Annotated in this window: 2 protein-coding genes; both read left to right on the top strand. The window is 42.2% G+C overall.

Annotated elements, in window-relative coordinates:
* Positions 1 to 75 precede the first annotated feature (75 nt).
* Positions 76 to 1,239 (top strand): IS4 family transposase, encoded by a 1,164-nt coding sequence (locus F6K13_RS32560; protein WP_287289835.1) that lies wholly within the window; start codon positions 76 to 78, stop codon positions 1,237 to 1,239.
* A gap of 40 nt (positions 1,240 to 1,279) precedes the next feature.
* Positions 1,280 to 1,531, top strand: a 252-nt coding sequence (locus F6K13_RS32555) for a hypothetical protein (protein ID WP_287289833.1), incomplete at its 3' end; no start/stop codon positions are given.

Raw genomic sequence — 1,531 nt, 5'->3', positions numbered from 1 at the left:
GGAATGTCTGGTATTCTTTAACTATCATTTTAGAGGGATAGGTCAAATTTACTATTTTTGGCCTATCCCTCTAAAATGATAGTTAAAGAATACCAGACATTCCTCAAGAATGAACTCCGTTTTACTGCTTATTTGTTCCTTTTGTTGCTAGTGGCCAGCTTGCAACTGCTCAAACAAGCCAAGCTAGAGGTCTTAGCAGAATCACTACCGATACCGATTAAATTTGAAAGTCGTCGAAAAAAAATAAGGCGATTTTTACGGCTACCTAATTTCACCATTGATAAGATTTGGGTCCCCTGTGCAAAAACATTACTGGAGAAGATGTTTAATCCAGGTGATCGCATCTACTTAGCGATTGATCGCACCAGTTGGGGTCTAGTGAACATCTTGATGGTGAGTGTTATTTATGACCATCGAGCATGGCCGTTGTATTGGATTACGTTAGATAAAAAAGGAAGTAGTAATTTAGAGGAACAAAAGGAGGTATTAAGAAAGAGTTTAGAGATTGTAAAAGACTATCTGGTAGTGGTTTTAGGAGACCGAGAGTTTTGTTCACCCAAGCTGGGGCATTGGATAGGTGAACAGAAGGTATACTTTTGCTTACGCCAAAAATGCGACACCAAAATACACGAGGGAAATGAGGTCTACAAGGAACTCAGAGAATATGGCATACAGCCTGGAATGAAGGTCTTTTTGAATGACCGCCAGGTGACAAAGAAAAAGGGATTTGGAAGCTTTAATGTCGCCTGTAAATGGAAACGAAGTTATGCTGGATTTAAGACTAAAGAGCCGTGGTACATCCTAACAAACTTCGATGATTTACATGGTGCGATTACAGCGTATCAGAAACGATTTTCGATTGAGGAAATGTTTCGAGATTTCAAGTCAGGTGGCTATAATTTAGAAGGCTCAAGATTAGCCCCAGAGTATCTATCAACGTTACTGATCGTTGTTGCGATTGCATATACCAGCGCGATGCTTCAGGGACGAGCGATCAAGAAAAAGGGAATTCAAGAATATATCGCAAGACCGGAAACAAAGTCGAATAAAGGGCGACGCCATAGCGCCTTTTACATTGGTCAACATCACTATACTTGGTTGATGCCAAGCCCAATGTGCGAAAAAATTATCGAGGAACTTTTACAAATTAACCGTCGTTGGGTGAAGTTTTACAGAAAAGGTAAACGGGCTATGGAGCTTGCTATGTCTACCTTAGACGATTCGTTGTCCCCCTGCTAGGACAGCGGCTCCCACCGCCAAGCCTGCTACAGATGACGCATTGTCGGATGATCAAGTTGATGATTTGCTCGATGATATTGACTTTTCTGACTCTGAAGATGAAGAACTTCTAGAAAAGCCTTCAGCCAAGGCTAGTTTGCAAGTGAACACTTTCTGTGAAGCCATTGCTGCTGGCCAAGTCTACTATGGGGTATGGAAAAAGGCAGGTTCTAGTAAAGCCAAGTGCAAAGAGGGGGCAGGTGGTTCCCCTGGAGAAGTCATGGTCCGGAACATTTGTCATATCGAGCCCATC

Origin of the sequence: Okeania sp. SIO2B9 (assembly GCF_010672505.1) — a bacterium.
Taxonomy (GTDB): domain Bacteria; phylum Cyanobacteriota; class Cyanobacteriia; order Cyanobacteriales; family Microcoleaceae; genus Okeania; species Okeania hirsuta.
The sequence above is the reverse complement of the archived record's forward strand: the minus strand, read 5'-3'. Positions and strand labels throughout refer to the sequence as shown.

Coding starts and splice junctions, on each gene's coding strand:
- F6K13_RS32560 (WP_287289835.1), top strand. CDS start 76: ATGATAGTTAAAGAATACCAGACATTCCTCAAGAATGAACTCCGTTTT.